26 protein-coding genes and 1 tRNA gene are annotated in these 21,401 nt (G+C 53.8%); 19 read left to right on the top strand and 8 right to left on the bottom strand.

Going from position 1 to position 21,401, the window contains the following annotated elements:
• Nucleotides 1-20 precede the first annotated feature (20 nt).
• The gene (locus tag GAH_RS08060) at nt 21-500 is read right to left on the bottom strand and encodes a hypothetical protein (RefSeq protein ID WP_048096007.1); all 480 of its coding nucleotides are present in this window, start codon (nt 498-500) and stop codon (nt 21-23) included.
• Nucleotides 501-601: 101 nt separating this feature from the next.
• On the opposite strand from GAH_RS08060, the gene cobA reads away from it, so the two are divergent.
• The gene (gene cobA / locus GAH_RS08065) at nt 602-1,306 is read left to right on the top strand and encodes a uroporphyrinogen-III C-methyltransferase (RefSeq protein WP_048096009.1); all 705 of its coding nucleotides are present in this window, start codon (nt 602-604) and stop codon (nt 1,304-1,306) included.
• On the opposite strand, the gene GAH_RS08070 is transcribed toward cobA, so the two are convergent.
• The 3 genes from GAH_RS08070 to GAH_RS08080 are packed head-to-tail and all read right to left on the bottom strand — an operon-like array spanning nt 1,269 to nt 3,225.
• Entirely contained in the window at nt 1,269-1,670 is a 402-nt protein-coding gene (locus GAH_RS08070; protein WP_048096010.1) for a sirohydrochlorin chelatase, read from the bottom strand. The two genes, cobA and GAH_RS08070, sit on opposite strands and share 38 nt — an antisense overlap.
• A complete protein-coding gene (gene cbiE / locus GAH_RS08075) occupies nt 1,667-2,218 on the bottom strand; it encodes a precorrin-6y C5,15-methyltransferase (decarboxylating) subunit CbiE (RefSeq protein WP_052747823.1) in 552 nt (183 codons plus the stop codon). The genes GAH_RS08070 and cbiE overlap by 4 nt, the downstream gene beginning before the upstream one ends.
• Nucleotides 2,219-2,250: 32 nt before the next feature.
• On the bottom strand, nt 2,251-3,225 hold the full coding sequence (locus tag GAH_RS08080; protein WP_052747824.1) for a 4Fe-4S binding protein: 975 nt from the start codon (nt 3,223-3,225) through the stop codon (nt 2,251-2,253).
• 118 nt (nt 3,226-3,343) lie between these two features.
• On the opposite strand from GAH_RS08080, the gene GAH_RS08085 reads away from it, so the two are divergent.
• The 7 genes from GAH_RS08085 to GAH_RS08115 are packed head-to-tail and all read left to right on the top strand — an operon-like array spanning nt 3,344 to nt 8,065.
• Nucleotides 3,344-3,850, top strand: a complete 507-nt coding sequence (locus GAH_RS08085) for an rRNA adenine N-6-methyltransferase family protein (protein ID WP_048096011.1) — start codon at nt 3,344-3,346, stop codon at nt 3,848-3,850.
• Nucleotides 3,834-4,424 carry a precorrin-2 C(20)-methyltransferase gene (locus tag GAH_RS08090; RefSeq protein ID WP_048096850.1) on the top strand — a complete coding sequence of 197 codons (591 nt, stop codon included), beginning with the start codon at nt 3,834-3,836 and terminating at the stop codon, nt 4,422-4,424. The genes GAH_RS08085 and GAH_RS08090 overlap by 17 nt, the downstream gene beginning before the upstream one ends.
• Nucleotides 4,421-5,122, top strand: a complete 702-nt coding sequence (locus GAH_RS08095; protein ID WP_179944073.1) for a cobalt-precorrin-4/precorrin-4 C(11)-methyltransferase — start codon at nt 4,421-4,423, stop codon at nt 5,120-5,122. Before GAH_RS08090 ends, GAH_RS08095 begins: the two co-directional genes overlap by 4 nt.
• Nucleotides 5,123-5,127: 5 nt before the next feature.
• The gene (locus GAH_RS08100) at nt 5,128-5,808 is read left to right on the top strand and encodes a cobalamin biosynthesis protein (RefSeq protein WP_245604008.1); all 681 of its coding nucleotides are present in this window, start codon (nt 5,128-5,130) and stop codon (nt 5,806-5,808) included.
• Nucleotides 5,792-6,550: a precorrin-3B C(17)-methyltransferase gene (gene cobJ / locus GAH_RS08105; protein WP_048096015.1), complete on the top strand. Its 759-nt coding sequence runs from the start codon at nt 5,792-5,794 to the stop codon at nt 6,548-6,550. Before GAH_RS08100 ends, cobJ begins: the two co-directional genes overlap by 17 nt.
• Complete coding sequence (locus GAH_RS08110; RefSeq protein WP_048096016.1) at nt 6,547-7,161, top strand: precorrin-8X methylmutase; 615 nt, start codon at nt 6,547-6,549, stop codon at nt 7,159-7,161. The genes cobJ and GAH_RS08110 overlap by 4 nt, the downstream gene beginning before the upstream one ends.
• Nucleotides 7,139-8,065, top strand: coding sequence for a cobalt-precorrin-5B (C(1))-methyltransferase (locus GAH_RS08115; protein WP_048096017.1), 927 nt, complete (start codon nt 7,139-7,141; stop codon nt 8,063-8,065). The genes GAH_RS08110 and GAH_RS08115 overlap by 23 nt, the downstream gene beginning before the upstream one ends.
• Here GAH_RS08115 and GAH_RS08120 read toward each other — a convergent pair whose 3' ends face one another.
• Nucleotides 8,066-8,797, bottom strand: a complete 732-nt coding sequence (locus GAH_RS08120) for a histone deacetylase family protein (protein WP_048096851.1) — start codon at nt 8,795-8,797, stop codon at nt 8,066-8,068.
• Between the two features lie 81 nt (nt 8,798-8,878).
• Here GAH_RS08120 and GAH_RS08125 point away from each other — a divergent pair, with 81 nt between their 5' ends.
• Nucleotides 8,879-9,124: a hypothetical protein gene (locus GAH_RS08125; protein ID WP_048096018.1), complete on the top strand. Its 246-nt coding sequence runs from the start codon at nt 8,879-8,881 to the stop codon at nt 9,122-9,124.
• A 1-nt stretch (nt 9,125) separates the two neighbouring features.
• On the opposite strand, the gene GAH_RS08130 is transcribed toward GAH_RS08125, so the two are convergent.
• Nucleotides 9,126-11,783, bottom strand: a complete 2,658-nt coding sequence (locus tag GAH_RS08130) for a bifunctional acetate--CoA ligase family protein/GNAT family N-acetyltransferase (RefSeq protein ID WP_048096019.1) — start codon at nt 11,781-11,783, stop codon at nt 9,126-9,128.
• 193 nt (nt 11,784-11,976) lie between these two features.
• Here GAH_RS08130 and GAH_RS08135 point away from each other — a divergent pair, with 193 nt between their 5' ends.
• The 7 genes from GAH_RS08135 (at nt 11,977) to GAH_RS08165 (ending at nt 17,235) form a co-directional block, all read left to right on the top strand.
• Complete coding sequence (locus GAH_RS08135; protein ID WP_048096020.1) at nt 11,977-14,304, top strand: formate C-acetyltransferase/glycerol dehydratase family glycyl radical enzyme; 2,328 nt, start codon at nt 11,977-11,979, stop codon at nt 14,302-14,304.
• Nucleotides 14,305-14,306: 2 nt separating this feature from the next.
• Nucleotides 14,307-15,200, top strand: coding sequence for a glycyl-radical enzyme activating protein (locus tag GAH_RS08140; protein ID WP_048096852.1), 894 nt, complete (start codon nt 14,307-14,309; stop codon nt 15,198-15,200).
• Between the two features lie 86 nt (nt 15,201-15,286).
• Nucleotides 15,287-15,583 (top strand): nucleotidyltransferase family protein, encoded by a 297-nt coding sequence (locus GAH_RS08145; protein ID WP_048096021.1) that lies wholly within the window; start codon nt 15,287-15,289, stop codon nt 15,581-15,583.
• Nucleotides 15,576-15,923 carry a HepT-like ribonuclease domain-containing protein gene (locus GAH_RS08150; RefSeq protein WP_048096022.1) on the top strand — a complete coding sequence of 116 codons (348 nt, stop codon included), beginning with the start codon at nt 15,576-15,578 and terminating at the stop codon, nt 15,921-15,923. The genes GAH_RS08145 and GAH_RS08150 overlap by 8 nt, the downstream gene beginning before the upstream one ends.
• Before the next feature lie 242 nt (nt 15,924-16,165).
• On the top strand, nt 16,166-16,612 hold the full coding sequence (locus tag GAH_RS08155; protein ID WP_048096024.1) for a hypothetical protein: 447 nt from the start codon (nt 16,166-16,168) through the stop codon (nt 16,610-16,612).
• 122 nt (nt 16,613-16,734) lie between these two features.
• Nucleotides 16,735-16,944, top strand: coding sequence for a hypothetical protein (locus GAH_RS08160; protein ID WP_156967437.1), 210 nt, complete (start codon nt 16,735-16,737; stop codon nt 16,942-16,944).
• Between the two features lie 30 nt (nt 16,945-16,974).
• Nucleotides 16,975-17,235, top strand: a complete 261-nt coding sequence (locus GAH_RS08165) for a hypothetical protein (RefSeq protein ID WP_048096028.1) — start codon at nt 16,975-16,977, stop codon at nt 17,233-17,235.
• Nucleotides 17,236-17,491: 256 nt separating this feature from the next.
• On the opposite strand, the gene GAH_RS08170 is transcribed toward GAH_RS08165, so the two are convergent.
• Both GAH_RS08170 and ppcA read right to left on the bottom strand, forming a co-directional pair.
• Nucleotides 17,492-17,563, bottom strand: a tRNA-Cys gene (locus GAH_RS08170).
• A gap of 41 nt (nt 17,564-17,604) precedes the next feature.
• Nucleotides 17,605-19,029, bottom strand: coding sequence for a phosphoenolpyruvate carboxylase (ppcA, locus tag GAH_RS08175; protein ID WP_048096030.1), 1,425 nt, complete (start codon nt 19,027-19,029; stop codon nt 17,605-17,607).
• Nucleotides 19,030-19,078: 49 nt separating this feature from the next.
• On the opposite strand from ppcA, the gene GAH_RS08180 reads away from it, so the two are divergent.
• Genes GAH_RS08180 through GAH_RS08190 form a run of 3 tightly spaced genes read left to right on the top strand, consistent with a single transcriptional unit; the run spans nt 19,079 to nt 21,368 of the window.
• Nucleotides 19,079-19,453: a hypothetical protein gene (locus GAH_RS08180; RefSeq protein ID WP_156967438.1), complete on the top strand. Its 375-nt coding sequence runs from the start codon at nt 19,079-19,081 to the stop codon at nt 19,451-19,453.
• Between the two features lie 38 nt (nt 19,454-19,491).
• The gene (gatB, locus tag GAH_RS08185; RefSeq protein ID WP_048096034.1) at nt 19,492-20,913 is read left to right on the top strand and encodes an Asp-tRNA(Asn)/Glu-tRNA(Gln) amidotransferase subunit GatB; all 1,422 of its coding nucleotides are present in this window, start codon (nt 19,492-19,494) and stop codon (nt 20,911-20,913) included.
• Nucleotides 20,910-21,368, top strand: a complete 459-nt coding sequence (locus tag GAH_RS08190; protein WP_048096035.1) for a phosphopantetheine adenylyltransferase — start codon at nt 20,910-20,912, stop codon at nt 21,366-21,368. Before gatB ends, GAH_RS08190 begins: the two co-directional genes overlap by 4 nt.
• The last annotated feature ends 33 nt before the right edge of the window (nt 21,369-21,401 follow it).

Genomic DNA, 21,401 nt, shown 5'->3' on the forward strand with positions numbered 1-21,401 from the left:
ACGTTCTGGAGTAAACGACGTTAATTAATATACTTTTCCATCTCTCCCTCGAGGAACAGCCTCTTGATGACCTGCATGTGGTACTCCTCATCCCTGCTCTCGAACTCAACCCACACAACCGCGTTCTCGAAGCTGAAGAAGTAGTGAACCCTGCCGTTGCCGTAGACCCTGTAGGTGTCCAGACCACCAACGCTCACCTTCTCCGGGCTCGAGAAGAACTTTCCAACGTTTTCCGCCATCTTCTCTGTCAGAACGCGAGCCAAGTCGGTGCTGTTGGCACGTGCAATCCACACCCTCATCTCCCCTCCGTTGAACTCCACGATCGCCGCGCTCTCAACGTCGAACTTCCCTATGTGGATTGACTCCACCATCCTGACGGCCTCATCGCCCTCTATGACCTTGGTGACGCTCAGCTCTGACTGTCTGGGCATCAAAAATGATGCCGCGATGACAATGACCCCTGCCAGTATGAGCGCGAGTCCGGCTTTTCTGAAGTCCATGCCCACCCTCTCCTACAAAACACTTAACACTTTCTGTAAAACAAGAAAAGCTGATTGCTTTTAAGTAAATTTTTATATCCTCTGCTCTCTCCCCAACACGAATGGTTGGGAAGGTCTACATAATCGGCGCTGGCCCCGGAGACCCGGAGCTCATAACCGTTAAGGGAATGAGGGCGCTCGAGAGCTCTGACGTGATTCTGCACGACGCCCTTGTGAGCAGAGCTTTGATTGAGAGGTTCGAGAAGCTCGGAAAGGAGATCATCAACGTGGGGAAGAGGGGGAGGCATGGAGTCAGGCAGGATGAGATAAACGAGCTCATGCTCCTGCACGCTAAAGCCGGAAGGACTGTTGCGAGGCTCAAGGGTGGAGATCCGCTGATCTTTGGCAGGTGTGGGGACGAGATCGAGTTTCTCAGAAGGCACGGCATACCCTTCGAGATCGTACCGGGTGTCAGCTCGGTTAACGGAGTCCCGGCTTCTATCTCCCTTCCGCTGACGGACAGGGCTCTCTCGTCCTCTCTCACAGTCATTTCCGGCAGGGAGGATCTATCGCTCAGCACGATCCTCGGGGGAACGATAGTCGTTATGATGGGCAGGGACAGGATGGATGTCGTGGCTGAAAGGCTTGTGGAGATTGGCGTTGACCCGGAAACGCCTGCTGTTGCGGTTGAAAATGGCACGATGAGCAATCAGAGGGCTGTTGCAGGCATCCTCAGGAACATTGGGGAAAAAATTGCCGAGGCGGAAATGTCAGGGCCGGTGCTCGTGATCATCGGGAGGGTTGCCGGGAGGTTTCACCCACCCTGAACACGGAGTTCAGCACCGCGTAGGTCAGGAAGATGTCCTCCCCTATGGGCTCGCAGATGATCACCCTCTTTCCGTCAAACTCGCCCTCCTTCACGCCCTCTCTCCTCTCGAACCCGAAGAAGTCGGGCAGGTCTTCCGTTACGTGCAGACCGTAGGAGATGAACAGGGGCACGAGGTACACCACGTCGCAGTCCATCCCCCTCACGGCCTCGTCTGGCGAGGGCTTCCTGTTCCTCGCCACGAACGCGATCTCCACCTCGTCGAATATCCCGAACTTTCTTATCCTCTCTGCATGCAGCTCCATCACCCTGTTGTAGTGGGGGAGCTGGCTGCCGTGCCCTACAATAACAAGACCCTTCCTCATTCCACCACCTCTACAAAGACTATCGTGTAGTCGTCCTCAACCAGAAAGTTCCCATCAACCTCAAACACCCTCTCATCCTCGCTGCACAACCTTTCGAGCACCACGATCCTTTTACCGGGAAATTCCACCCTGACTCCCTTCCTCGCGAGAATGAGCAGGTTCCTCCCCGGCACAGCTTTCACATCGTTCCTGCTGTGGGCGTTTACAACAACGACATCGCACAGATCAACCCCGAGCCTTGAAAGAGCGATTTGCACGCTCGAAATTCCCGGCACAATCCTCGCATTTCTGAAAAACCTCCCCATGCCGGCAATCATCGGGTCTCCGGTGGAGAGAACAGCAATCTCCGATTCTCTCCCCTCTTCCTCTATTTTTCTGTAGACCTCTTCGCCGAACCTCTCCATAACTCTGATATCTCCTCTGATGAACCTCTTGGCCACCTCTACTGCCCTCCTACTCCCGTAAACAACATCTGCCCTCGATATTGCTTTTTTGCCCTCCTCTGTTATGTGTTCCTCCCTGAGACCCACTCCCACGACCCAGAGCACGTGTCAAGTTTTCTGGACACAATATAAAGTTTTCAGTGTGATATGAGGTGGCGGATCGGCATCAGCTTTCTGTAATCCGCGTACGTCAGGGCTGTTTCCCAGTGACCCGTGAGCTTGGCCACCACGAAGAACCCGAATATTATTCCTGCAATTGCGAGGGCGTAGAGCTCTTTTCTCACACTCTTCCCGGCTATTGCTGGAGTCAGGTAGCCGTAGGGGCATGATTTCACGCACTCGAAGCACATTATGCACTCCGGACTTTTCATCTCATCAACCTGACTCGGCTTCAGCCCGGAGGGGCAGGTCTCATCGCACCTCAGGCACCCAACACAATCACTCTTCTTTATTGAAGCTGGTGACAGGTAGGAGAGCAGTGCGAGGAGGGCACCGTAGGGGCAGAGGAACCTGCACCACACGTTCCTTACAAAAAGCGTTGCGATAACGATGAGCCCCGTCACGAGGATCGTCAGCGTTCCGGGCTTCAGCCAGAAGTCCAGCAGCTTCACGTCTGCTATCGCCCAGTATGGGGAGAAGAGGAACGCGGCCGTTGAGGCGGCGTCCATCGGCAGGATCAGGTAGAGGAAGAACGCCAGCAGGAGGTACTTGATAACCGCGAGGTATCTGCTTCCGAGCATGACCTTACCGGTAAGCCTCTCTCCGGTTTTCGTCACGACCTCCGAGATGAACCCTATCGGGCAGACCCACCCGCAGAACCCTCGCTTTAGGAGGACAGCGGTCAGCAGTATTGACGTGAAGATGACGAGCGCTGCGGGGTGGATCGGGTCGATGAACCCGTTCTGGATCAGGTTTTTCAGCGAGACGAGAGCTCCTATAGGGAGGAAGGCCTCAATGGACGTGGGTCTCTCAACGTATGGCGTGCCGTAGTCGAAGTGGCTCACGAAGAGGTACAGCCTGATCCACGCATAAGCGGTGATTGCAAAGAAGAACAGCTGGGAGATTCTTCTTAAATGATTATTAAGGAAGTTTCTGGCGCCGTTCAGCTCCATGGTGTCATCTCTGGGCGAGATGTGAGATATTGATTCTCCCTAAGTTCTTAGGGGAGTTTTCATCCGGTGAAGAATAGCAAAATATTAATACTTCACGTCAAGCAGATTTGATACTCGAATGGAGAGGGGGAAGTTCACGAAGGATGAGGTCGTAGGAGTCGTGTTCTCGAAGCTCAGGCCAGATAGGGATTGGGTTGTGGCCGACATAGGCAGCGGGAGCGGTAGGGTCGCGGAATTTCTGTCAGAATACGTCAGGCTTGTGTACGCGGTTGAGCTCGACCCAAATCTCTCGGAAAGCCTCAGGCAGAAGTTTGCCGGCTCAAACGTGGAGGTTGTCAACTCGCACGGGTACGACTTTCTGGTGGATCACGAGGTTGATGCCGTGTTCTTCGGGGGAACCAAGGGGATAGAGAGGATGCTGGAGGTCTGCAGGGCCAAGAGGGTTGTCGTAAACTGCGCGAGGATGGACGTGGCGGTTGCGGTGGTGAGGAAGATGAAGGAACTCGGAATTTTCAGGGAGGTGGTTATGGTGAGCGCCTCCCATGGCTACGAGCTTGCCGGCGGTATAGCATTCAGGGCGATCAATCCAGTCTTCGTGGTGGTTGGAGATGCTCTACGGAGTTAGCATTGGCCCCGGAGATCCAAAGCTCCTCACCGTGAGGGCAGTTGAGGTTATCAGGGGAGCGGATGAGGTCATAGTTCCGGGGAAGCTTGCAGAGAGGGTTGTGAGGGAGTACAGGAGAGATGTGAGGGTTGTGGAGTTCCCGATGGGGAGGGCAGACGAGGTTGTTGCCGAGCTGTCTGAGGAGCTTGCAGAGAGGTGTATCAGCGAGGACGTGGCCTTCTGCGCTCTCGGTGATGTTATGTTCTTCTCGACGTTTCAGGACATCTTCCGGGAGGTGAGGAGGAGAAATCCATCAGCCCCGGTGGAGATGATTCCGGGGGTTCCGAGCTTCACTGCCGTGTTCTCGAAAATCGGAGTCTTTGTGGACGCGCCCCTCAGAATGGTGACTCAGGACGAGTGGGAGGAGAGGTTTGTTGTGGTCATGAAGGCCAAAAATAGCGGAGAAATCGCAGAGAAACTCGAAGAACTCGGTTTCAGGGTTGTTGAGGCTGAGAAGATGTACATGGATGGGGAGTACATAGGGAAGCCGAAGGAGAAGTCGTCCTACTTCACGCTTGTGGTGGGGTGGAGATGAAGGTGCACTTCGTGGGCTTTGGCCCGGGAGACCCGGAGCTACTGACGGTTAAAGCCTACAGGCTCCTGAAGGAGGCGGACCTGATAATCTACCCCGGCTCCCTCATTGACGAGGAGTTCCTGTCCGATTTTGAGGGGGAGAAGGTGAGCAGCTACGGCATGAGCCTTGAGGAGATCGCTGACCTGATCGAGGAGGCCGTAAAAAGTGGCAGGAGGGTCGTCAGGGTTCAGAGTGGGGATCCGAGCATTTATGGGGCTATAAACGAGCAGATACACGAGCTCAGGAAGAGGGGGATTGAGGTGGAGGTTGTTCCGGGTGTCAGCAGCATCTTCGCATCTGCCGCAGCCCTGAAGAGCGAGCTCACCTCTCCGGACATTCCGAGCGTTGTTATAACCAGACCCGCCGGAAAAACGCTTGAGAAGGATGAGATTGAGGAGTTTGCGAGAACGAACTCCACGCTCGTCATTCTGCTCGGGATTGACAGGATAGAGGACATAGCGAGGAGGGTTGCGAGAATAAGGGGTGAAGATGAACCGGTGGCTGTCGTCTACAGGGCGAGCAGGGATGATGAGGTCGTGATTGTGGGGACGCTCGGCGACATTGCTGAGAAGGTGAGGGAGGCTGGAATAAGGAGGACGGCCACCATAATCATTGGCAGGGCGATAAAGCAGGCGAGGAGGTCGGTACTATACGCGTAGCAGTCGTGGGCTTCGAGAAGGATATGGAGAAGCTTGAGAAGATAGCCGGGTTCCTCGGGGGAGAGGTTGTTCTCTACCGGAAGGACGTGTGGGGAGACCTCCTCGCCTACGACGTCATCGTCGCCCTTATGCCGTCTGGAATCGTCGTCAGGGGCATGTGCGGGCTGCTGAGGAGCAAGTGGGAGGATCCGGCGGTGGTTGTGGTGGACAAGGGGATGAGGTACGCTGTGCCGGTGCTTGGAGGCCACCATGGTGGAAATGAGGTGGCGATGAGGCTCGAGGGGCTCGGGATGAGGGCGGTGATCACAACGGCCATGGAGTACGAGGACGGACTCTCCGTGGGCGTTGGCTACAGGAAGGGGGTGAGTGCTGAGGAGATCATCTCCGCAATCGAGAGGGCTTTCTCGGAGATCGGGGAGAGTCTGGATGAAATCAGGGTTATCTCCACGTGGGAGGGGAAGAAGAGGGACGGGGTGATGGAACGGGTGGCAGACCACTTCAAACGGCCGCTGATGTACCTTGGCAGTGAGGAGATAAACAGCGTGGAGGTGCAGTCTGACTCGAAAGCAAAGGCTCTCGGTTTGAACAGCGTCAGCGAGGCGTGTGCACTGTATTTTTCAAGGGAAAGAAAACTCGTACTTCCTAAGAGGGTTTACGGAGGTGTGACGGTTGCCATCGCAAGGTAAGCTCTACGTCGTCGGGATAGGCCCGGGCTGCGAGGAGATGCTCACTCTGAGGGCCAGAAAGGTCTTGGAGTCCTCGGACTACGTGATCGGGCACAGAACCTACCTGAACTTTGTCAGACACCTTGTTAGGGGCAGCATCGTCGAGAGCGGGATGGGCAGGGAAGTGGAGAGGGTAAAGATGGCCGTTGAGCTCGCAAGCGGTGGCCATGTGGTCAGTCTGGTCAGTGGAGGGGATCCGAGCGTTTACGGGCTCGCATCCCTCGTGGCTGAGCTTGTGTACAGGAACGGGCTCGAGCTGGACTACGAGATAGTTCCGGGAATATCCGCCCTGAACTCAGCCTCACCTCTCTTCGGCTCTGCCATAAGTGGAGATCATGCTGTGATCAGCCTGAGCGATCTGCTCACCCCCTGGCAAGTTATCGAGCGGAGGCTCAGGAAGGCGCTTGAGGGGGACTTCGTAATCGCGATCTACAACCCCTCCAGCAGGAGGAGAGCTGGAAACCTCAGGAGGGCGATGGAGATAGTCATTGAGTACAGGGGGGACTGCTTCGTAGGCGTTGCAAAGAACGTGTGCAGGGAGGGGGAGCAGGTTCTCGTCATGAGAGCGAGCGAGGTGGCTGAGAGTGGAGTGGTGGACATGCACACCCTCCTGATCATCCCCAGCACTGAGTCAATTGTTGATGGAAACTGGATAATCACCCCCCGCGGGTACTCGAGGAAGTACGAGCTTGAGGTGGAATGATGCAGGACATGGGCAACTACACCCTCGATGCTGATGAGATTGTGAGGAAGAGCTACGGGATAGTCGGGAGGTACGTGGAAGGAAGGACTCCTGAGGAAAGGATCGTCCAGAGGTGCATAATCGCAACGGGCGATCCGGAGGTCAGGAATCTCATAGCATTCAGGAATAACGTCGTGGAGGAGGGAATCAGGGCGGTAAGGGATGGTGTGGATGTTGTGGTTGACGTGAAGATGGTTGCTGCCGGACTAAACCGCAGGAGGTTTCGGGGGGAAGTTCTCGTTGCCGTTGAGCACGCAAGCAGCAGCAGAATGACGAGAGCAGCGAGCGGGATGTATGAGCTTGCAGACAGGATCGACGGCGGAATGGCAATCATTGGCAACGCCCCATCTGCAGCCCTCGCACTTGCCGACCTCATAAAGCGAGGAGTGAGGCCGAGGGTTGTGATCGCAACCCCCGTTGGCTTCGTGAATGCCGCGGAATCAAAGGAGGTCATAAGGAGCCTCGACGTCCCGTCCATAACGTCCGTGGGGACGAGGGGAGGGTCTACTTGGGCTGTTGCGATATTCAACGGTCTCGTGCATCTTGCCTATGAGGATCAGCGATCCGATTGAGCTCTACACCTATCCCGAGGAGTGGGTGAGAGGGCAGGCGGAGATACATGGAGTGGGCTTCGTCAAAAGCAGGATCTCGAGCGGGCTGTACATCTTAACCGAGAACGGGTGGCTCAGGAGGGGGATAACCACAGGAACGACAGCCACGGCAGCTGCTGTTGGGGCGATATCTTCCCTCTTCGGGGAAACGGAGAGCGTGAGGGTCAGGACGCCTGCTGGCATAGAGGTAGAGGTTGCGGTGGATGCTGAGGACGGTTACGCGAGGGCGAGGAAGTTCTCGGGAGATCACGAGTTTGACGTAACCGACGGCATCGAGATTCATGCCAGAGTTTCTGAGGATCTTGAGTTCGGCGAGGGTGTTGGAAGGCTGAGGGGCAGGCCTGCCGTCAGCAGGGCTGTGGTGGAGCAGTTACTCGAGAACGTTGAAACCGCTCGCAACCAATGGGGCTACGACGGTTCTGTGAGGATATGGATTCCTGCAGGCGAGATGGTTGCGGAGAGGACTGACAACGCGAGGATGGGAGTTACTGGTGGAATATCTCTGCTCGGGACAACGGGCTTTGTTGAGCCATGGTGCAGGAAGCTGGTTGAGACCAAGGTTGAGATTGCAAAGCAGTACGACAGAATCGCTATTACGACGGGCAGGAAGGGCTGGAAGTGGGCTCTGGAGAATCTGAGGGAATACCAGCCTTTCGTCTTCGGCGTGCATTTAGACGAGATTCTGAAGGCTCATGATGGTGAGATAGTCATTGTTGGCCTGCCGTCTCTGCTCGTAAAGTGGGCCGTGCCGGAGCTCAGGGGAAAGGTTCTGAAGGGGAGGAGGCTGGAGGGCTACAGGAGCAGGGTTCTGGAGAGGGCAAGGGAAATCAACGAGGGAGTTGTGGACGTGATTCTGCTGGGGTAGTCACTCAAAGCCATTCAGAAACGCCCTGACGTTCTTCCCGAGAACCGCGTGGTTGTAGCCGCCCTCGAGCACAGCAAACCTCCTGCCATCACACCTCTCCTCAGAGTAATCCCTGATTATCCTGCCGATCTCCACGTAGTCCTCTCTCGAAAGCAGTCCTCCCCAGTCATCCTTTGCCCTGTCGAATCCGGCGGAGACGGCTATTATGTCGTACTCAGCCTTTTCAAGAAACTCCGCTATCCTGTTGACGTCTCTCCCGCTCATGTGGAAATACTCGACCCTCTCGTCCTCCCTAAACGCGTTGGCCGTGCCGTCTCCAAAGTGGAGGTCGAAGTCAACGACCACTGCCCTCTCGATTTTACCCTCTGCGAGGAGCTTTCTAACGGCTATGGCCACGTTGTTGAAGTAGCAGAAGCCCCATGAGCTGTCGGGGCTTGCGTGATGGCCGGGCGGTCTTATTGCTGCAAATGCAGGCTCGCTGAAGGAGATCTGGGCTGCGAGGATCGCCCCACCGGCTGCGAGAAGAGCAATCCCATAAACCTCATGCATGCCCTTCACCCACTCGAGGTGCCTTGGCGTGTGGACGAGCAGGATGTCTTCTTCTCCAGCAGGCTCAGGCTCAACAAACTCGTAATCCTTGATCTCCTCGACAATCGCCTCCATCCTTCCAGCCTCAGCTGCAGGATCGGAGGTGTACACCCTGTAGAACTCGGGGTGGAAGACAACCTTCATGCTGAACTCTATGCTCACACGGGCTTAAGCTTTCCGTAAAAAATCGAAAACGTTATCGTCCCTTCTCCTTCCAGCATTACCATGACGTGGCTGTCTGAGCTTCTGGGCTCGGAAGAGGTCTCGTCAATAGAGCTCCTCAAGTGGTTCAGGGACAGGGCTGCTGGCATCAAGTGCCCCCACTGCGGAGCGGACTTCGGCAGGGCGGTGTGGTACATCGACTACAGGGAGGGTGACGACATAAAGGTGAAGGACAGGGGAAGCGTTGGAGTTTTCGTGGTCTGCTGCAGCTGTGGAAAGGAGATCCCCCTGAAGGATCTCGTTGGGTAGCTCACTTTCTGAGCCTGATCCTCACGTCCACGACCTCAGAGCCGTCCCTGCTGACCATGACCGGGTTGCAGTCCATCTCGGATATCTCCGGGAAGTCCTCGATCAGGCAGCAGATCCTCAGTATCGTCTCGATGAACGAGTCGACGTCGACTTTCTCCCTCCCCCTGTATCCTGTCAGCAGCGGGTAGGACTTCAGCTCATGAACCATCTCGCGGGCCTCGCTCTCAGTGATTGGCGTAACCCTCACCGAGACGTCCTTGAATATCTCCACCAGCGTGCCACCAGCACCGCAGGTTATGAGCGGCCCGAAGTGCGGGTCTTCCACGACACCCACGAACATCTCCACGCCCTCAGACATTTTCTGGACAAGGAACCCGTCAACATCACCGAATTTCCTGAGCATGTCCTGAGCAGCTCTGTATGCATCTTCCGGAGTGAGATTCAGCTTAACGGCTCCGACGTCACTTTTGTGGACAATCTTTTCCGACACGGCCTTGAGTGCAACTCTTCCACCAATCTCCCTCGCCGCATATGCAACCTCCTCTGGTGTCCGGGCGAACCTGTACTCCGGGAACCTCACCCCGTAGCACCTGAGAAGCTCGAAGGCCCTGTCCATCCTGAGCCACTCCTCGCCTCTTGAGAGGGCATCCGCAATTATTGACGCCGCCCTTCCCCTGTCAACGTCGAACTGCGGGTAGGGCTCCTCGGGCCTCATCCTCCACTTCGCGTACTCCACGACCTTGCCGAGAACCTTCGCTGCCGTGTTGGGGTATATGTAGACGGGAACCTTCACCTTCCCGTTACCGAGCACGCCCTCGCTCGCGTCCTCGCTTATGTGGATGTATATGACCGGCTTTCCGAGGTTGTTGGCGTACTCAGCACCCGAGAGAATCGCCCGGTGTATGACCTCTGAACTCTCACCGCTGACGGCCTGAACGAAGACGACTATTATCGCGTCCACAGACTCATCGTCTGCTATGGTTTTGAGCACAGCCTCGTAGTTCTCCATTTTCGCCGCAGGAGTCATGTCGACAGGATTTCTGACGCTCGCTATGTCTGGCAGGAGCGCTCTGAGCTTCTTCTGCGTTTCCTCGCTGAGGTCTGGGACACTGAGGCCGACCTTCTCGCACCAGTCAGACGTGACGGCTCCAAGACCGCCCCCGTTCGTCATTATGCACACGTTCCTACCCTTGGGCAGGGGCTGGTGCAGGAGGAACGAGGATATGGCGAAGAGCTCGTCGAGGGAGCTGGCCCTGATAACGCCGGTCTGCCTGAACAGCGCCTCCACCGCGATTCCGGATGACGCCACGATCGAGCCGGTGTGTGAGGCAACCGCCTTGGCCCCGGCAGGGGTGAGCCCGGAGGCGAGCGTCAGTATGGGCTTCTTCTTCGAAACCCTCTTGGCAATTCTCGCGAACCTCCTCGCGTTCCCGAAGGACTCGAGGTAGAGCATTATGAGCCTCGTCCTCTCGTCCTCCTCCCAGTACTCTATCAGGTCGTTGCTGGATATGTCTGCCCTGTTGCCGAGGGAGACGTAGGCGGAGAGCCCGAGGTCGTAGTAGTTTGCCCTGTCCATTATGGCGAGCCCCATCGCACCGCTCTGCGACGCGAACCCTATGTGCCCCTCCACAGGGGGGTTGGGGGCGAACGTCGCGTGCAGCCTGATCTCTGGGTCTGTGCACAGAATTCCCATGCAGTTCGGCCCTATCAGTCTCATGCCGTACTTCTGACAGATCTTTAGGAGCTCCTCCTGCCTTTTCACTCCATCCCCGCCAACCTCGGCAAAACCGCTGGTGATGACGACAAGCGCCTTCACACCCTTCTTCCCGCACTCCTCAGCCACACTGAGGACGGCATCGACGGGAACGCAGATTATGGCGAGGTCAACCTCATCCGGGATCTCGGAGACAGATCTGTAGGCCTTCACGCCCATAACAGCTCTCGAGCGGGCGTTTACCGGGTAGGCTACACCCTTGAAGCCGTACGTGATTATGTTGTAGAACGTCCTCCCTCCGACCTTCTGGGGGCTCGTGGATGCCCCGATCACCGCAACTGACTTCGGGTAGAAGAACCTCTTCAGGGCGTTGAGGGTTGCCAGAACCTCCCTCCTCTCGAAGTACCTCATGACCTCCTCGGTTATGGCCGTGGGCATGCTTATGTAGATCTCACCGGGCATCGGCCTTATGCTCACCGGGAATCCAGAGTCCTTGAACACGTCGACCATCCTGTAGTTGTCCGATCTGACGTACGCCTCGAACATCTTTATTCCGTTCCTCTCCGCCTCCTCTGCAAGAGCTCCGAGCATTATCGTGGCGAGTCCTTTGCCCTGAAAGTCCTCGCTCACAACGAAGGCGACCTCCGCCCTGCTGTCTCCACTGGCCCTGTACTCGGCATGACCGACGATCCTGTCTCCAGAAAGGGCAACGATTCCGAAACCCTTCCTCCTGTCGTCGAGCTCGACAGCAGTCCTGAGGTACTCCTCTATCTCCTTCTCACATGGCAGGGTGAAAAATCTCATGAGAAGTGATTCTCTTGACATCGAGGTGTAGAGCCTGCACAGGTCTTCAAAATCTCCCCTCCTGACGGGCCTGAGCGTGACGGCACTGCCGTCCTTCAGTGTGACCTCCACTTCAGACTCGGCATCATACAGCTCCACCATGATAATATATTCTACCTCAAGATACTTAAGTTTGTTCCAAAATACTTAAGTAGTGATGCCATTGTTTGGTTAATGTTGGCAGGAGACGGGAGCGCGGTTACGGGCTGTGTGAAAAGGAGTGGAGTAACATTGCAGCTCTCCCCGCAATTCTCAACGTCGAAACGGCTAAATACTAATGTCATGATTTTACATTATGGACAGACTTTCCCTTCTTGTCTCCAACATTCAGAAGCCCGCCAGACTGAGCATTGAAAGGGCAGTTCTTTACACTGAATCTATGAAGGAAACTGAGGGGGAGCCGATGCCGATCAGGCAGGCGAAAGCTTTGAAACACGTTCTCGAGAACATTCCGATTCAGATTCTGCCCGGGGAGATCGTTGTCGGAACGATGCTTCCTGATCCTCCGGGGGCGATCCTCTTTCCGGAGGGCGTTGGTCTCAGGATCATAAACGACCTTGAGAGCCTTTCCGAAAGGGAGACGAACCGTCTGCTGGTCAGCGAGGAGGATGCGAGAGTTCTCGTGGAGGAAATAGCTCCGTACTGGGAGAACAGGAACATCGAGGCCTTCGCGTCAAAGCTGATGCCCGACATAATGGAGGTCATGCTGTCAGGCTCGCTATTCGTCCTCACGGAGCTGGCCGGGATATCGCACGTCGCCGTGAACTATCCATATCTGCTCAAAAGGGGCTTCAGGTGGTTTGTTGAGGAAAGCGAGAGGAGGATAGATGAGATTAGGGAGAGCGGGTGTGAGGATGCAAGAAAGCTCGTTTTCTACGAGGCCGCAAAAATCGCCGCAGAGGGGATCATCAGGTTTGCTGAAAGGTATGCTGGGCTTGCGAGGAAGATGGCCGAGGAAGAGGATGACGAGTCGCGTAGAGAGGAGCTCCTGAAGGTTGCGGAGATCTGCGAGAGGGTTCCTGCTGAACCGCCAGAAAGCTTCCATGAGGCGGTGCAGTTTGTGTGGTTCGTTCAGTGTGCGCTGCATCAGGAGAACTACGAGCAGGGCATATCAATGGGCAGGATAGACCAGTATCTGCTTCCATACTATCTGAGGGACGTCAGGGATGGGAGGCTCAGCAAAAAGGAGGCCTTTGAAATCCTCGCGAACCTGTGGGTTAAGCCTAACGAGATCGTGCCCCCGTTCGACTCGCTCTTGGAGCTCTACTTCTCCGGACAGGCCACAAATCAGGCCCTGACTATTGGCGGTGTGGACAGCAGTGGCAGCGATGCGACCAACGAGCTGTCCTACCTCATGCTTGAGGTTACGAAGGCTGTCCCCCTCAGGCAGCCCAACGTCCACGTCAGGGTGAGCTCGAAAACGCCCGACAGCTTTCTCGATAAGCTTGCCGAAATCATCGCCGAGGGGAAGAACAATGTCGGGATATTCAACGACGAGGCAGTATTCAGGGCGCTCAGGTTCGCAGGGGTTAAGGAGGGTGATGCCTGGAACTACTCAACCATCGGGTGCGTTGAAATCTCTCCCTTCGGAAACGCCTTCACGTCGAGCGATGCGGCGCTGATAAACGTTGCAAAGGCTCTGGAATACGCGCTCAACGGCGGACAGGACATGGTTTTTGGCTACGAGTTTGGTGTGAGGTCTGAGAGAAGCCTGCAAACCCTTGAAGATGTCATCTCTGCATTCAGGGAGCAGCTTTCTCACATCATAAGGCTCGTGGTCACAGGCTCGAACATTCTCGAGTATGCAAACGCCTGCGTGAAGCCAACTCCCCTGCTCTCCCTCTGCATAGAGGACTGCTTTGAGAGGGGGAAGGATGTAACTGAAGGTGGAGCGAGGTACAACTTCACAGGGATTCAGGCCGTGGGAATTGCGGATGTTGCCGACTCTCTCGCTGCGGTAGAGCATGCTCTGAAGAAGGGTTACACGCTCGAGGAAATCATCGAGGCGTGCAGGAGAGACTTTGATGGGTATGAGGAGCTGCACTCCGTCCTGCTCAGCGCTCCGAAGTACGGGAATGATGGCGAGGCCGACAGGTACGCGAGGATGATTCTGGAGATGTACTGCGATGAGGTCTCCAGATACAGGAACTTCAGGGGCGGGAGGTTCACCGCTGGCTGCTACCCGATGACCACAAACGTGGCCTTCGGCTTCATGACTTCAGCACTGCCATCGGGCAGGAAGCAGGGAACGAGCCTGAACAGCGGAGTCTCTCCATCGACAGGAATGGACAGGGAGGGCGTGACGGCCGCGATAAAGTCCGTCAGCAAAATCAACTACGATAAGCTCTCGAACGGGACCTCTTTCACCGTCAACCTCGACTCGGGAGTTCTGGGAGGCAAGGGGAAGGATGTGATCAGGGCCCTGATCAGGAGCTTCGTCGAGCTCGGAGGGATGCACATACAGTTCAACGTGCTCAACGAAAACGTGCTGAGGAAGGCTCAGGAAGAGCCGGAGAAGTACAGGTGGCTGCTCGTCAGGGTTGCAGGGTGGAGTGCATACTTCGTGGAGCTTTCGAGGAACGTTCAGGACGAGCTGATCGCAAGGATCTCCTGCAGGCTGTGAGCATGAAGGGTAGAATCTTCAGAATCCAGAGGTTCTCGATCCACGACGGCCCGGGAATAAGGACGACTGTCTTCCTGAAGGGCTGTCCTTTAAGCTGCCTGTGGTGCCACAACCCTGAGTCGCAGAGGTTCGAGGTGGAGCTGGCTTACAGGAGCGAGAGATGTATGTCATGCCACAGATGCGTGGCCGCATGCCCTGTGGGCGCATTAAGGCCGATATCATCAGGAGTGGAGGTGGACAGGAACACCTGCAACGGCTGCGGCGAGTGTGTGAAAGTGTGCAGAAGTGGGGCCCTTTTTCTCTACGGGCAGGAGGCTGAGCCGTCTGAGGTTCTTGAAGAGGTCAGGAAGGATGCTGTTTTTTACAGAAACTCTGGAGGGGGCGTGACCTTCTCTGGAGGGGAACCTTACTCTCAGCCCGATTTTCTTCTTGAGATGCTCAGGCTGTGCAGGGAGGAGGGAATAGACACTGCTGTGGACACCTCGGGGCATGCGCCCTGGAAGAGCATCGAGGCAACTCTCGATCTCGTGAATCTATTTCTGTACGACCTCAAGGATTACAACAGCGAGAGGCACAAACAGCTTACGGGCGTGGGGAATGAGCTGATTCTGGACAACCTGAGGAAGATTCTTGACACCTCAGATGTTGTGGTCAGGATTCCATTCATCCCATCATGCAATTTTCAGAGCCCTGACGACTTTGACGGCTTTCTCAACCTCCTGCTGAGGCTTGATGTGGGGAGGGTGGATGTGCTGCCCTACCACTCGCTTTCGAGGGACAAGTACAGGTGGCTCGGCAGGGAGTTTTTCGAGGTCGGAGATGGGCCAGATTACAGGGAATTCGTGGAGATGCTGAGGGAGGCGGGGATTGATGTGAGTGTAGGGGGTTACTTTTGATGCAGGGATTGCGATGCATGGGTTAGATCTGCATCGAGTCCGCATTTTATTTAAAGTTGAATTTCATAATTTTAAATCGGAGAACCATGAACACTCTTGAAGATATCAAAAAGACGCTGTCCAGCCAAAAAGAGGAAATCAGGAGAAAGTACGGGGTAAGGATTATTGGCATATTTGGTTCTTATGCAAGAGGTGAGCAAAGTGAAGTGAGTGATGTTGACGTGCTGGTTGAAATTGAGAGACCCATCGGGCTGAAGTTCTTTGAGCTGTGGGATGAGCTTGAGACAACTCTTGGTGTTAAGGTCGATCTGCTAACCGTAAACGCGGTGAAACAGAAGCGAATGCTCTGGGAGAGCATAATGGAGGATCTGGTTTATGTCTAAAAGGGACTGGAGGTTGTTTTTGATTGACATGCTGGAGTCTATAGAAAAGATTGAGAGCTACATTTCTGGAGTTAGCCGAGATGGGTTTCTGAAGGACGAGAAAACTAAGGATGCGGTTGTTAGAAACCTTGAAATAATTGGAGAAGCAGCCAACCAGATACCGGAGGAAAATCGGAAGAGATATAATGACGTTCCTTGGACTCAAATCGTTGGATTGAGAAATAGATTGATTCATGGTTATTTTGTGGTGGATTACGAAATAGTATGGAATGTAATAAGTGGTGAGTTATCCGATCTGAAGATTCGGATAAAGAAGATTCTGGAAAGAGAGGGGTTATGATCTAAGTGGAGATTCTGTGCGCTTAAATTATGGGTGTTTACTCGTTCTTGGGGGACTGAGTGTTAAGAATTGAGGAGATCTAAGGAAAGTTCATAGTTTTGAGATATGGTTTTCTGGCGAGTTTATAAAGCACTACATCAACATGCCCTCTTTTACAGAGGGTGGTGGGAAGATGGTGGAAAATATTTGCATTGGTGGTAAGAGTATAAATCTTTATATATTTCCTAGAGATATAAATTTTAATGACCACGGCAATTTGTCTTGAAAGATCGAGAGGAGTGGTTTTGGATAACGTCAGTATAGTTGGGTTTGAAAAAGGAATCTACGCGAAAGATAGTGAGTTTCTTGTGAGAAACTGCTATATTTCAGAGAACAAAATTGGAATTGAGTCAGTTAACAGTTTTGGAAGCATTCACAACTCTGAATTTAGAAAGAATGATATCGATTTGATCGTGAATAGGTCGTCAATTCATGTGGTAGATACTATAGCGGAGAAAGTTATGGAAATCACGAGAAATGGATCAAGAATTGAAGATATAGAGGCGCATTGGATAGCTTTTAGGATAATAAACGCTACAGATCCTCAGGAGAAGAGGAGGTTATTCAGAAAACTGATCGAATACTCTCAGTACATCGGGTTAATTTGGACAATTTATCAGATCCTCAAAGAATCGGGAATTCTGAATTAAGGTTGAACTGAAATTCATATCCTTCACGTTTTCAAACCTTAAATACCATTTTTTGACAAATATTTATCTAATTAAACTAAAAAAGCCGGGGAAGCGAGACTATGTTGGCCGGTGATGACTGGATGATCCGAAACGGGTGGAGTTTAAGAGATGCGGAGAGGTGGTGCAGGGAGAACATGGACCTGCTCAGGAGGTTGGGCTACGACAAGGCAAACCCGCCGAGCTACGTGGCGTTCAAGCGCACGCTCAGCTCTATGGATCCGAAGATGATTCAGAGGATTACGGCGAAAATCAAGTATTTGAAGGGAGAGGTGAGGACGCTGTGGTTTTAAGTTTTTAAACCATTTTTCGATACACACAATATGAAAGGGAAAACAGTATTTTGGTTAATCTTAGCTATATCTTATCTCATTAATTACAGTGGTTATTCAGAAGTGAAAGAAAAAGTAGGTGGTATTTACGTGGGAAAAACGAGACTAATAGTGGCTGACCCTTCTGAACTTACTGAAATTGAAAAAGCAAGTTATGTAGACCTGTCATACATATTCGAGAGTTCAGCGTTAGTTAATATTACTGGTTTTGTACTTGCTGTTTTAGCAGCAATAATTTCAGCAAAATGGTAATTAAATTGGCGCCAAGATTCATTTGAGAAAGTCTCAACCGAAATCAAAACTCCCTCAACGCCTCGAGCACCACATCCGAATCGTACCTCTTGTAAACGTACTTCGTCTTCCTCCCCCTTTTTGTCGAAGACGAAGTCCACCAGCCTGAGCCTCTCGAGCTTGTTCAAGGTCTCGTAGAAGCGTTGATGCCATGATGCTAAGAGAGGTCGGTGGTATTCACCTTTCTTAATGGTGAGGATCAGAATTTTAGATAAAAAGCCAGGGCCCGGATTCGAACCGGGGTAAAGCGGATCTGCAGTCCGCCGCATAGCCCCTCTGCCACCCTGGCCTACTTAAGCATGGCCAGCAACGTTTATTTAAAAATTTTGGTCAGCCGAGGAACCTTCTGAGCTTTCCGGTTTCGATTATCGCGTCGCTTATGCTGTTCTGCCTTCTGATGGCGTCTATGGTTCTGCTGCTCGCCTCCCTGTAGTCCTCTCTGCTCTCGAAGTCGAAGAACTCCATTGCCCTCCTCACGTCCTCCTCAAACGGAACTATCTTCAGACTTTCAGGGTTGAAGAGGGACAGGACGAATCTCATCTGCTCTTCGAGGGTAGGAATCACCTCACACAGCTCTTCGTAGTCCTTGTCTGTTAGTGCCGATAGGCCCATGAGCTCTGGTGGAAAGCCTATGGAGTAGAGGACCGCGCAGAACGTTATGGCCCTCGGGAGCTTCACCCTATCTCCCCTCGAATACCCGAAGAGGCCGATGTGGAGCTTCCTCATCCTCCTCTTCGGAACGAACCTGCTGGTCTCATTGACGAACTCCGCTATCCGGGGAACTCTCTTCCTGTACTCGTCGCTCAGCCTCTGTATGATCTCCTCATCCACCTCCACGTTCTGAGGCCTCTCAGGACTGCTGTCCCTGAGCTCCTCGACCGCTTCCCTGACGGTTCTGAAGTCGTAGTCGTACTTGAACGCAGATTGTGCCGTAAACGTCTGCACAGATGGGTATTCAACGAGGGCGTGCATGTTCTCCGGGTCGAAAGACCCCCTGAACGGAGGACAGCCAACTCCTATGATCGGGTAGACGTCGATTTCCAGATCGTAGAGCCTCTGAAGGGCTATTTTGGCCGCAAGCGTTGCAGGTATGAAGCCGTAGTTCAACGCCGGATCGGACCTCGCCAGAAAAACCCTGATCGCCTCGAACCTCCCATCCGCGAATTCCCTGACTATCTCGTCGCACCTCAGCATGGTCGGGATGTCCTCAAATAGAGGGATGATTCCGATTGTTTCCGGCTCGAACTCTCCCAGCCACTCTCCCACTTTTGTTCCATCTGCGAGCACGAGCTTTGACTTTCCCGCGACGAAGTCTCTGTAGAACAGGTATATTCTCTCCAGCTCCTCGCTCTTTGTGACCATCGGGACTATTATCTCGAAGATTGGGGGAGAGGGATCTTTGTAGAACTTCCTCGCATAGTCATGGCTCCTCGGAATCATCTCAAGTGTTTCGGCCAGAAGCTTTGCTTCGTCCCTCTCAACCTCGGGGTTTGGAACCCTCGGAGTGATCCTCACGTCCTCTCCGATAACGTGCTCGCTGAAGAAGTTTGGGTATGCGGTCAGCAGCTTTTTGACCACGAAGTCGTCAACCTCCTTGCCCTCGAAGTCCCACATCTGCTCCTCCATCCCGAAGTGGGAGAAGACGTAGTACGCTTCCCTTATCTCGTCTTCTCCATCGAAGAAGGACTGCTTTGCGAAGAACGGCATCTCCACGTTGTCCGGGTGCTGGGTGCTCATGACCCTCGGAATACGCATGATATACGTTGTCATACGTGTGTATTTAAATATTTACGTAGGAAGTTTTATGGCGTCATCGCCAGAAGGATTCGAGATGTGGCTCGTTCTGGTTCTGGCAATTGCCCTGCTCGTTCTCGGCTGCTCAGGGGAAGAGGCGGCAGGGCCCCAAAAGACTCCAACGGCAGGTGAGAGCACTCCGGCACCCCAGTCACTGAACGGGGAGCAGCTGTTCGAGCAGAAGTGCTCCTGCCACTACAGCTACTACCAGAATCCAGAAGGCTCTCTGGGCTGGCTCGATGTGTGGAGGTCAGAGTACTACGGAAAGCCGTCAGAGAAGTGGAGCGCCGGTATAGATCTGATGGTCGAGAAGAGGTTCACCAGCGTTACAGATGAGGAGAAGCTCATCATCGCGGAATACCTTGCCGAGAGATTTGCTAAGTGAATCAAAAAAGATATATTTCTTTTTTAGAACTCCCGACCATGGATGTGGTGATTGGCTTAGAGGTTCACGTTCAGCTCAACAGGCTCAAGACCAAGCTGTTCTGCTCATGTCCTCTTGACTATCACGGTAAAGAACCCAACACTCACGTCTGTCCCGTCTGCCTCGGGCTTCCCGGGGCCATGCCAGTTGTCAATAAAGAGGCTGTCAAGGCGGCGATAAAGGTCGCGCTCGCCCTCAATGCAGACATCAACCCCGTAATGAGGTTCGACAGAAAGAACTACTTCTACCCTGACCTGCCCAAGGGCTTCCAGATAAGCCAGTACGACATGCCCCTCGCGTGGGGAGGTTACGTTACCATAGAGACTGAGAATGGGGAGAAGAAGGTAACGCTCAAGAGGATACACATGGAGGAGGATCCGGGTAAGCTGAGCTACAAGGGCTCGATAACCACCGCAAGGTACAGCCTCATCGACTACAACAGGAGTGGAGTGCCGCTTCTTGAGATTGTGACCGAACCTGTCCTGAACTCCCCGAAGGAGGCGAGGGCGTTCCTCAACAACCTCAGGATAATTCTGGAGTATCTGGACGTGTTCGATGGGGATCTGGAGGGCGCGATGAGGGTTGACGCGAACATCAGCATAGCTGGCGGAGGAAGGGTGGAGATAAAGAACATTTCCAGCTTCAAGGGCGTTGAGAAGGCGCTGACGTACGAGATAACGCGCCAGAAGAACCTCCTCAGGAGAGGGAGGAAGATAGAGAGGGAGACGAGGCACTTCGACGAGGCGAACAACATAACGGTCTCGCTGAGGAGCAAGGAGGAGGAGCAGGACTACCGCTACTTCCCCGAGCCCGATCTCGTCCCCATCCACACCCACGAGTTCATCGAGGAGGTTAAGGCAACCCTGCCTGAGATGCCGTGGGAGAAGAGGGACAGGCTCATAGCCCAGTACGGGCTTAGCATGGAGAAGGCGAAGATACTCGTCCTCGACCCGAAGATGGCGGACTACTTTGAGAGAGTTGCAGAGAAGATCGATCCCAAGGTCTCGGCGAGCTGGATTGTTGACGTTCTGAGGGGCGAGCTCAACTACAGGGACATGTCTTTTGCTAAGGGAGAGAGGAGGCTCACATCAGACGAGCTAATTGAGCTGCTCGGCTATTTCCTTAAGGGAGAGATAACCGAAAAGGGTGTGGTTGAAGTAATAAGGGCCAAGCTCGACGAGGGTGGAAGTGTAAGGGAGATTATCGAGAGGAAGGGGCTGTTCTCCATACCGAAGGAGGAGATTGACAGGCTCTGCAGGGAGGCGATTGAGAAGAACCCGAAGGCTGTGGAGGATTACAGGGCAGGCAAGAAGCAGGCCGCGAACTTCCTTGTTGGTTACGTGATGAAGATGACGCGCGGCAGAGCTGACCCGGGAGAGACTGCGAAGCGCATCAGGGAGCTCCTCGAGGAGATAACATGAGCAGGAAGTACAGGGTGGCTGTTGGAGGCACCTTCGAACCTCTGCACGAGGGACACAAGAGGCTAATCGACAAGGCAATTGAGCTCGGTGGAAGGGATGTCACAATCGGAGTTACCAGCGACAGAATGGCGAGGCAGAGGATAAGGAGCGTTTTGCCGTTCGTGATAAGGGCCGAGAACGTCAAGTGGTACGTGAGGAGGAAGTACGGCTTCGAGCCCTATGTGGTGGAGATAACAACCCCCTATGGAAAAACCCTCGATTACGACTTCGAATACCTCGTCGTGAGTCCCGAGACCTACGAGATGGCCAAGAGAATTAACGAAAAGAGGAGAGAGATGGGCAAGAAGGAGATAAAGATCGTCAGGGTCGACTTCGTGCTTGCCGACGACAACGAGCCGATCTCAGCGACGAGGATAAAGAAGGGGCTTATAGACAGATACGGAAGAATTATTTAGAAAGGTTTTTGTATTTTCTCAACCTGCACTTGC

Source organism: Geoglobus ahangari (assembly GCF_001006045.1).
Taxonomy (GTDB): domain Archaea; phylum Halobacteriota; class Archaeoglobi; order Archaeoglobales; family Archaeoglobaceae; genus Geoglobus; species Geoglobus ahangari.

What these genes read in the sequence shown, in the direction of transcription:
- GAH_RS08140 (WP_048096852.1), top strand. Translation starts at nt 14,307, where the DNA reads ATGAAGGGTAGAATCTTCAGAATCCAGAGGTTCTCGATCCACGACGGC.
- gatB (WP_048096034.1), top strand. Translation starts at nt 19,492, where the DNA reads ATGGATGTGGTGATTGGCTTAGAGGTTCACGTTCAGCTCAACAGGCTC.
- GAH_RS08130 (WP_048096019.1), bottom strand. Translation starts at nt 11,783, where the DNA reads ATGGTGGAGCTGTATGATGCCGAGTCTGAAGTGGAGGTCACACTGAAG.
- GAH_RS08190 (WP_048096035.1), top strand. Translation starts at nt 20,910, where the DNA reads ATGAGCAGGAAGTACAGGGTGGCTGTTGGAGGCACCTTCGAACCTCTG.
- GAH_RS08145 (WP_048096021.1), top strand. Translation starts at nt 15,287, where the DNA reads ATGAACACTCTTGAAGATATCAAAAAGACGCTGTCCAGCCAAAAAGAG.
- GAH_RS08165 (WP_048096028.1), top strand. Translation starts at nt 16,975, where the DNA reads ATGAAAGGGAAAACAGTATTTTGGTTAATCTTAGCTATATCTTATCTC.
- GAH_RS08090 (WP_048096850.1), top strand. Translation starts at nt 3,834, where the DNA reads ATGCTCTACGGAGTTAGCATTGGCCCCGGAGATCCAAAGCTCCTCACC.
- GAH_RS08180 (WP_156967438.1), top strand. Translation starts at nt 19,079, where the DNA reads ATGGCGTCATCGCCAGAAGGATTCGAGATGTGGCTCGTTCTGGTTCTG.
- GAH_RS08155 (WP_048096024.1), top strand. Translation starts at nt 16,166, where the DNA reads ATGACCACGGCAATTTGTCTTGAAAGATCGAGAGGAGTGGTTTTGGAT.
- GAH_RS08120 (WP_048096851.1), bottom strand. Translation starts at nt 8,797, where the DNA reads ATGAAGGTTGTCTTCCACCCCGAGTTCTACAGGGTGTACACCTCCGAT.
- GAH_RS08110 (WP_048096016.1), top strand. Translation starts at nt 6,547, where the DNA reads ATGATGCAGGACATGGGCAACTACACCCTCGATGCTGATGAGATTGTG.
- GAH_RS08080 (WP_052747824.1), bottom strand. Translation starts at nt 3,225, where the DNA reads ATGGAGCTGAACGGCGCCAGAAACTTCCTTAATAATCATTTAAGAAGA.
- GAH_RS08115 (WP_048096017.1), top strand. Translation starts at nt 7,139, where the DNA reads ATGAGGATCAGCGATCCGATTGAGCTCTACACCTATCCCGAGGAGTGG.
- GAH_RS08150 (WP_048096022.1), top strand. Translation starts at nt 15,576, where the DNA reads ATGTCTAAAAGGGACTGGAGGTTGTTTTTGATTGACATGCTGGAGTCT.
- ppcA (WP_048096030.1), bottom strand. Translation starts at nt 19,029, where the DNA reads ATGCGTATTCCGAGGGTCATGAGCACCCAGCACCCGGACAACGTGGAG.
- GAH_RS08060 (WP_048096007.1), bottom strand. Translation starts at nt 500, where the DNA reads ATGGACTTCAGAAAAGCCGGACTCGCGCTCATACTGGCAGGGGTCATT.
- GAH_RS08135 (WP_048096020.1), top strand. Translation starts at nt 11,977, where the DNA reads ATGGACAGACTTTCCCTTCTTGTCTCCAACATTCAGAAGCCCGCCAGA.
- GAH_RS08070 (WP_048096010.1), bottom strand. Translation starts at nt 1,670, where the DNA reads ATGAGGAAGGGTCTTGTTATTGTAGGGCACGGCAGCCAGCTCCCCCAC.
- GAH_RS08095 (WP_179944073.1), top strand. Translation starts at nt 4,421, where the DNA reads ATGAAGGTGCACTTCGTGGGCTTTGGCCCGGGAGACCCGGAGCTACTG.
- GAH_RS08125 (WP_048096018.1), top strand. Translation starts at nt 8,879, where the DNA reads ATGACGTGGCTGTCTGAGCTTCTGGGCTCGGAAGAGGTCTCGTCAATA.
- GAH_RS08160 (WP_156967437.1), top strand. Translation starts at nt 16,735, where the DNA reads ATGATCCGAAACGGGTGGAGTTTAAGAGATGCGGAGAGGTGGTGCAGG.
- cobA (WP_048096009.1), top strand. Translation starts at nt 602, where the DNA reads ATGGTTGGGAAGGTCTACATAATCGGCGCTGGCCCCGGAGACCCGGAG.
- GAH_RS08085 (WP_048096011.1), top strand. Translation starts at nt 3,344, where the DNA reads ATGGAGAGGGGGAAGTTCACGAAGGATGAGGTCGTAGGAGTCGTGTTC.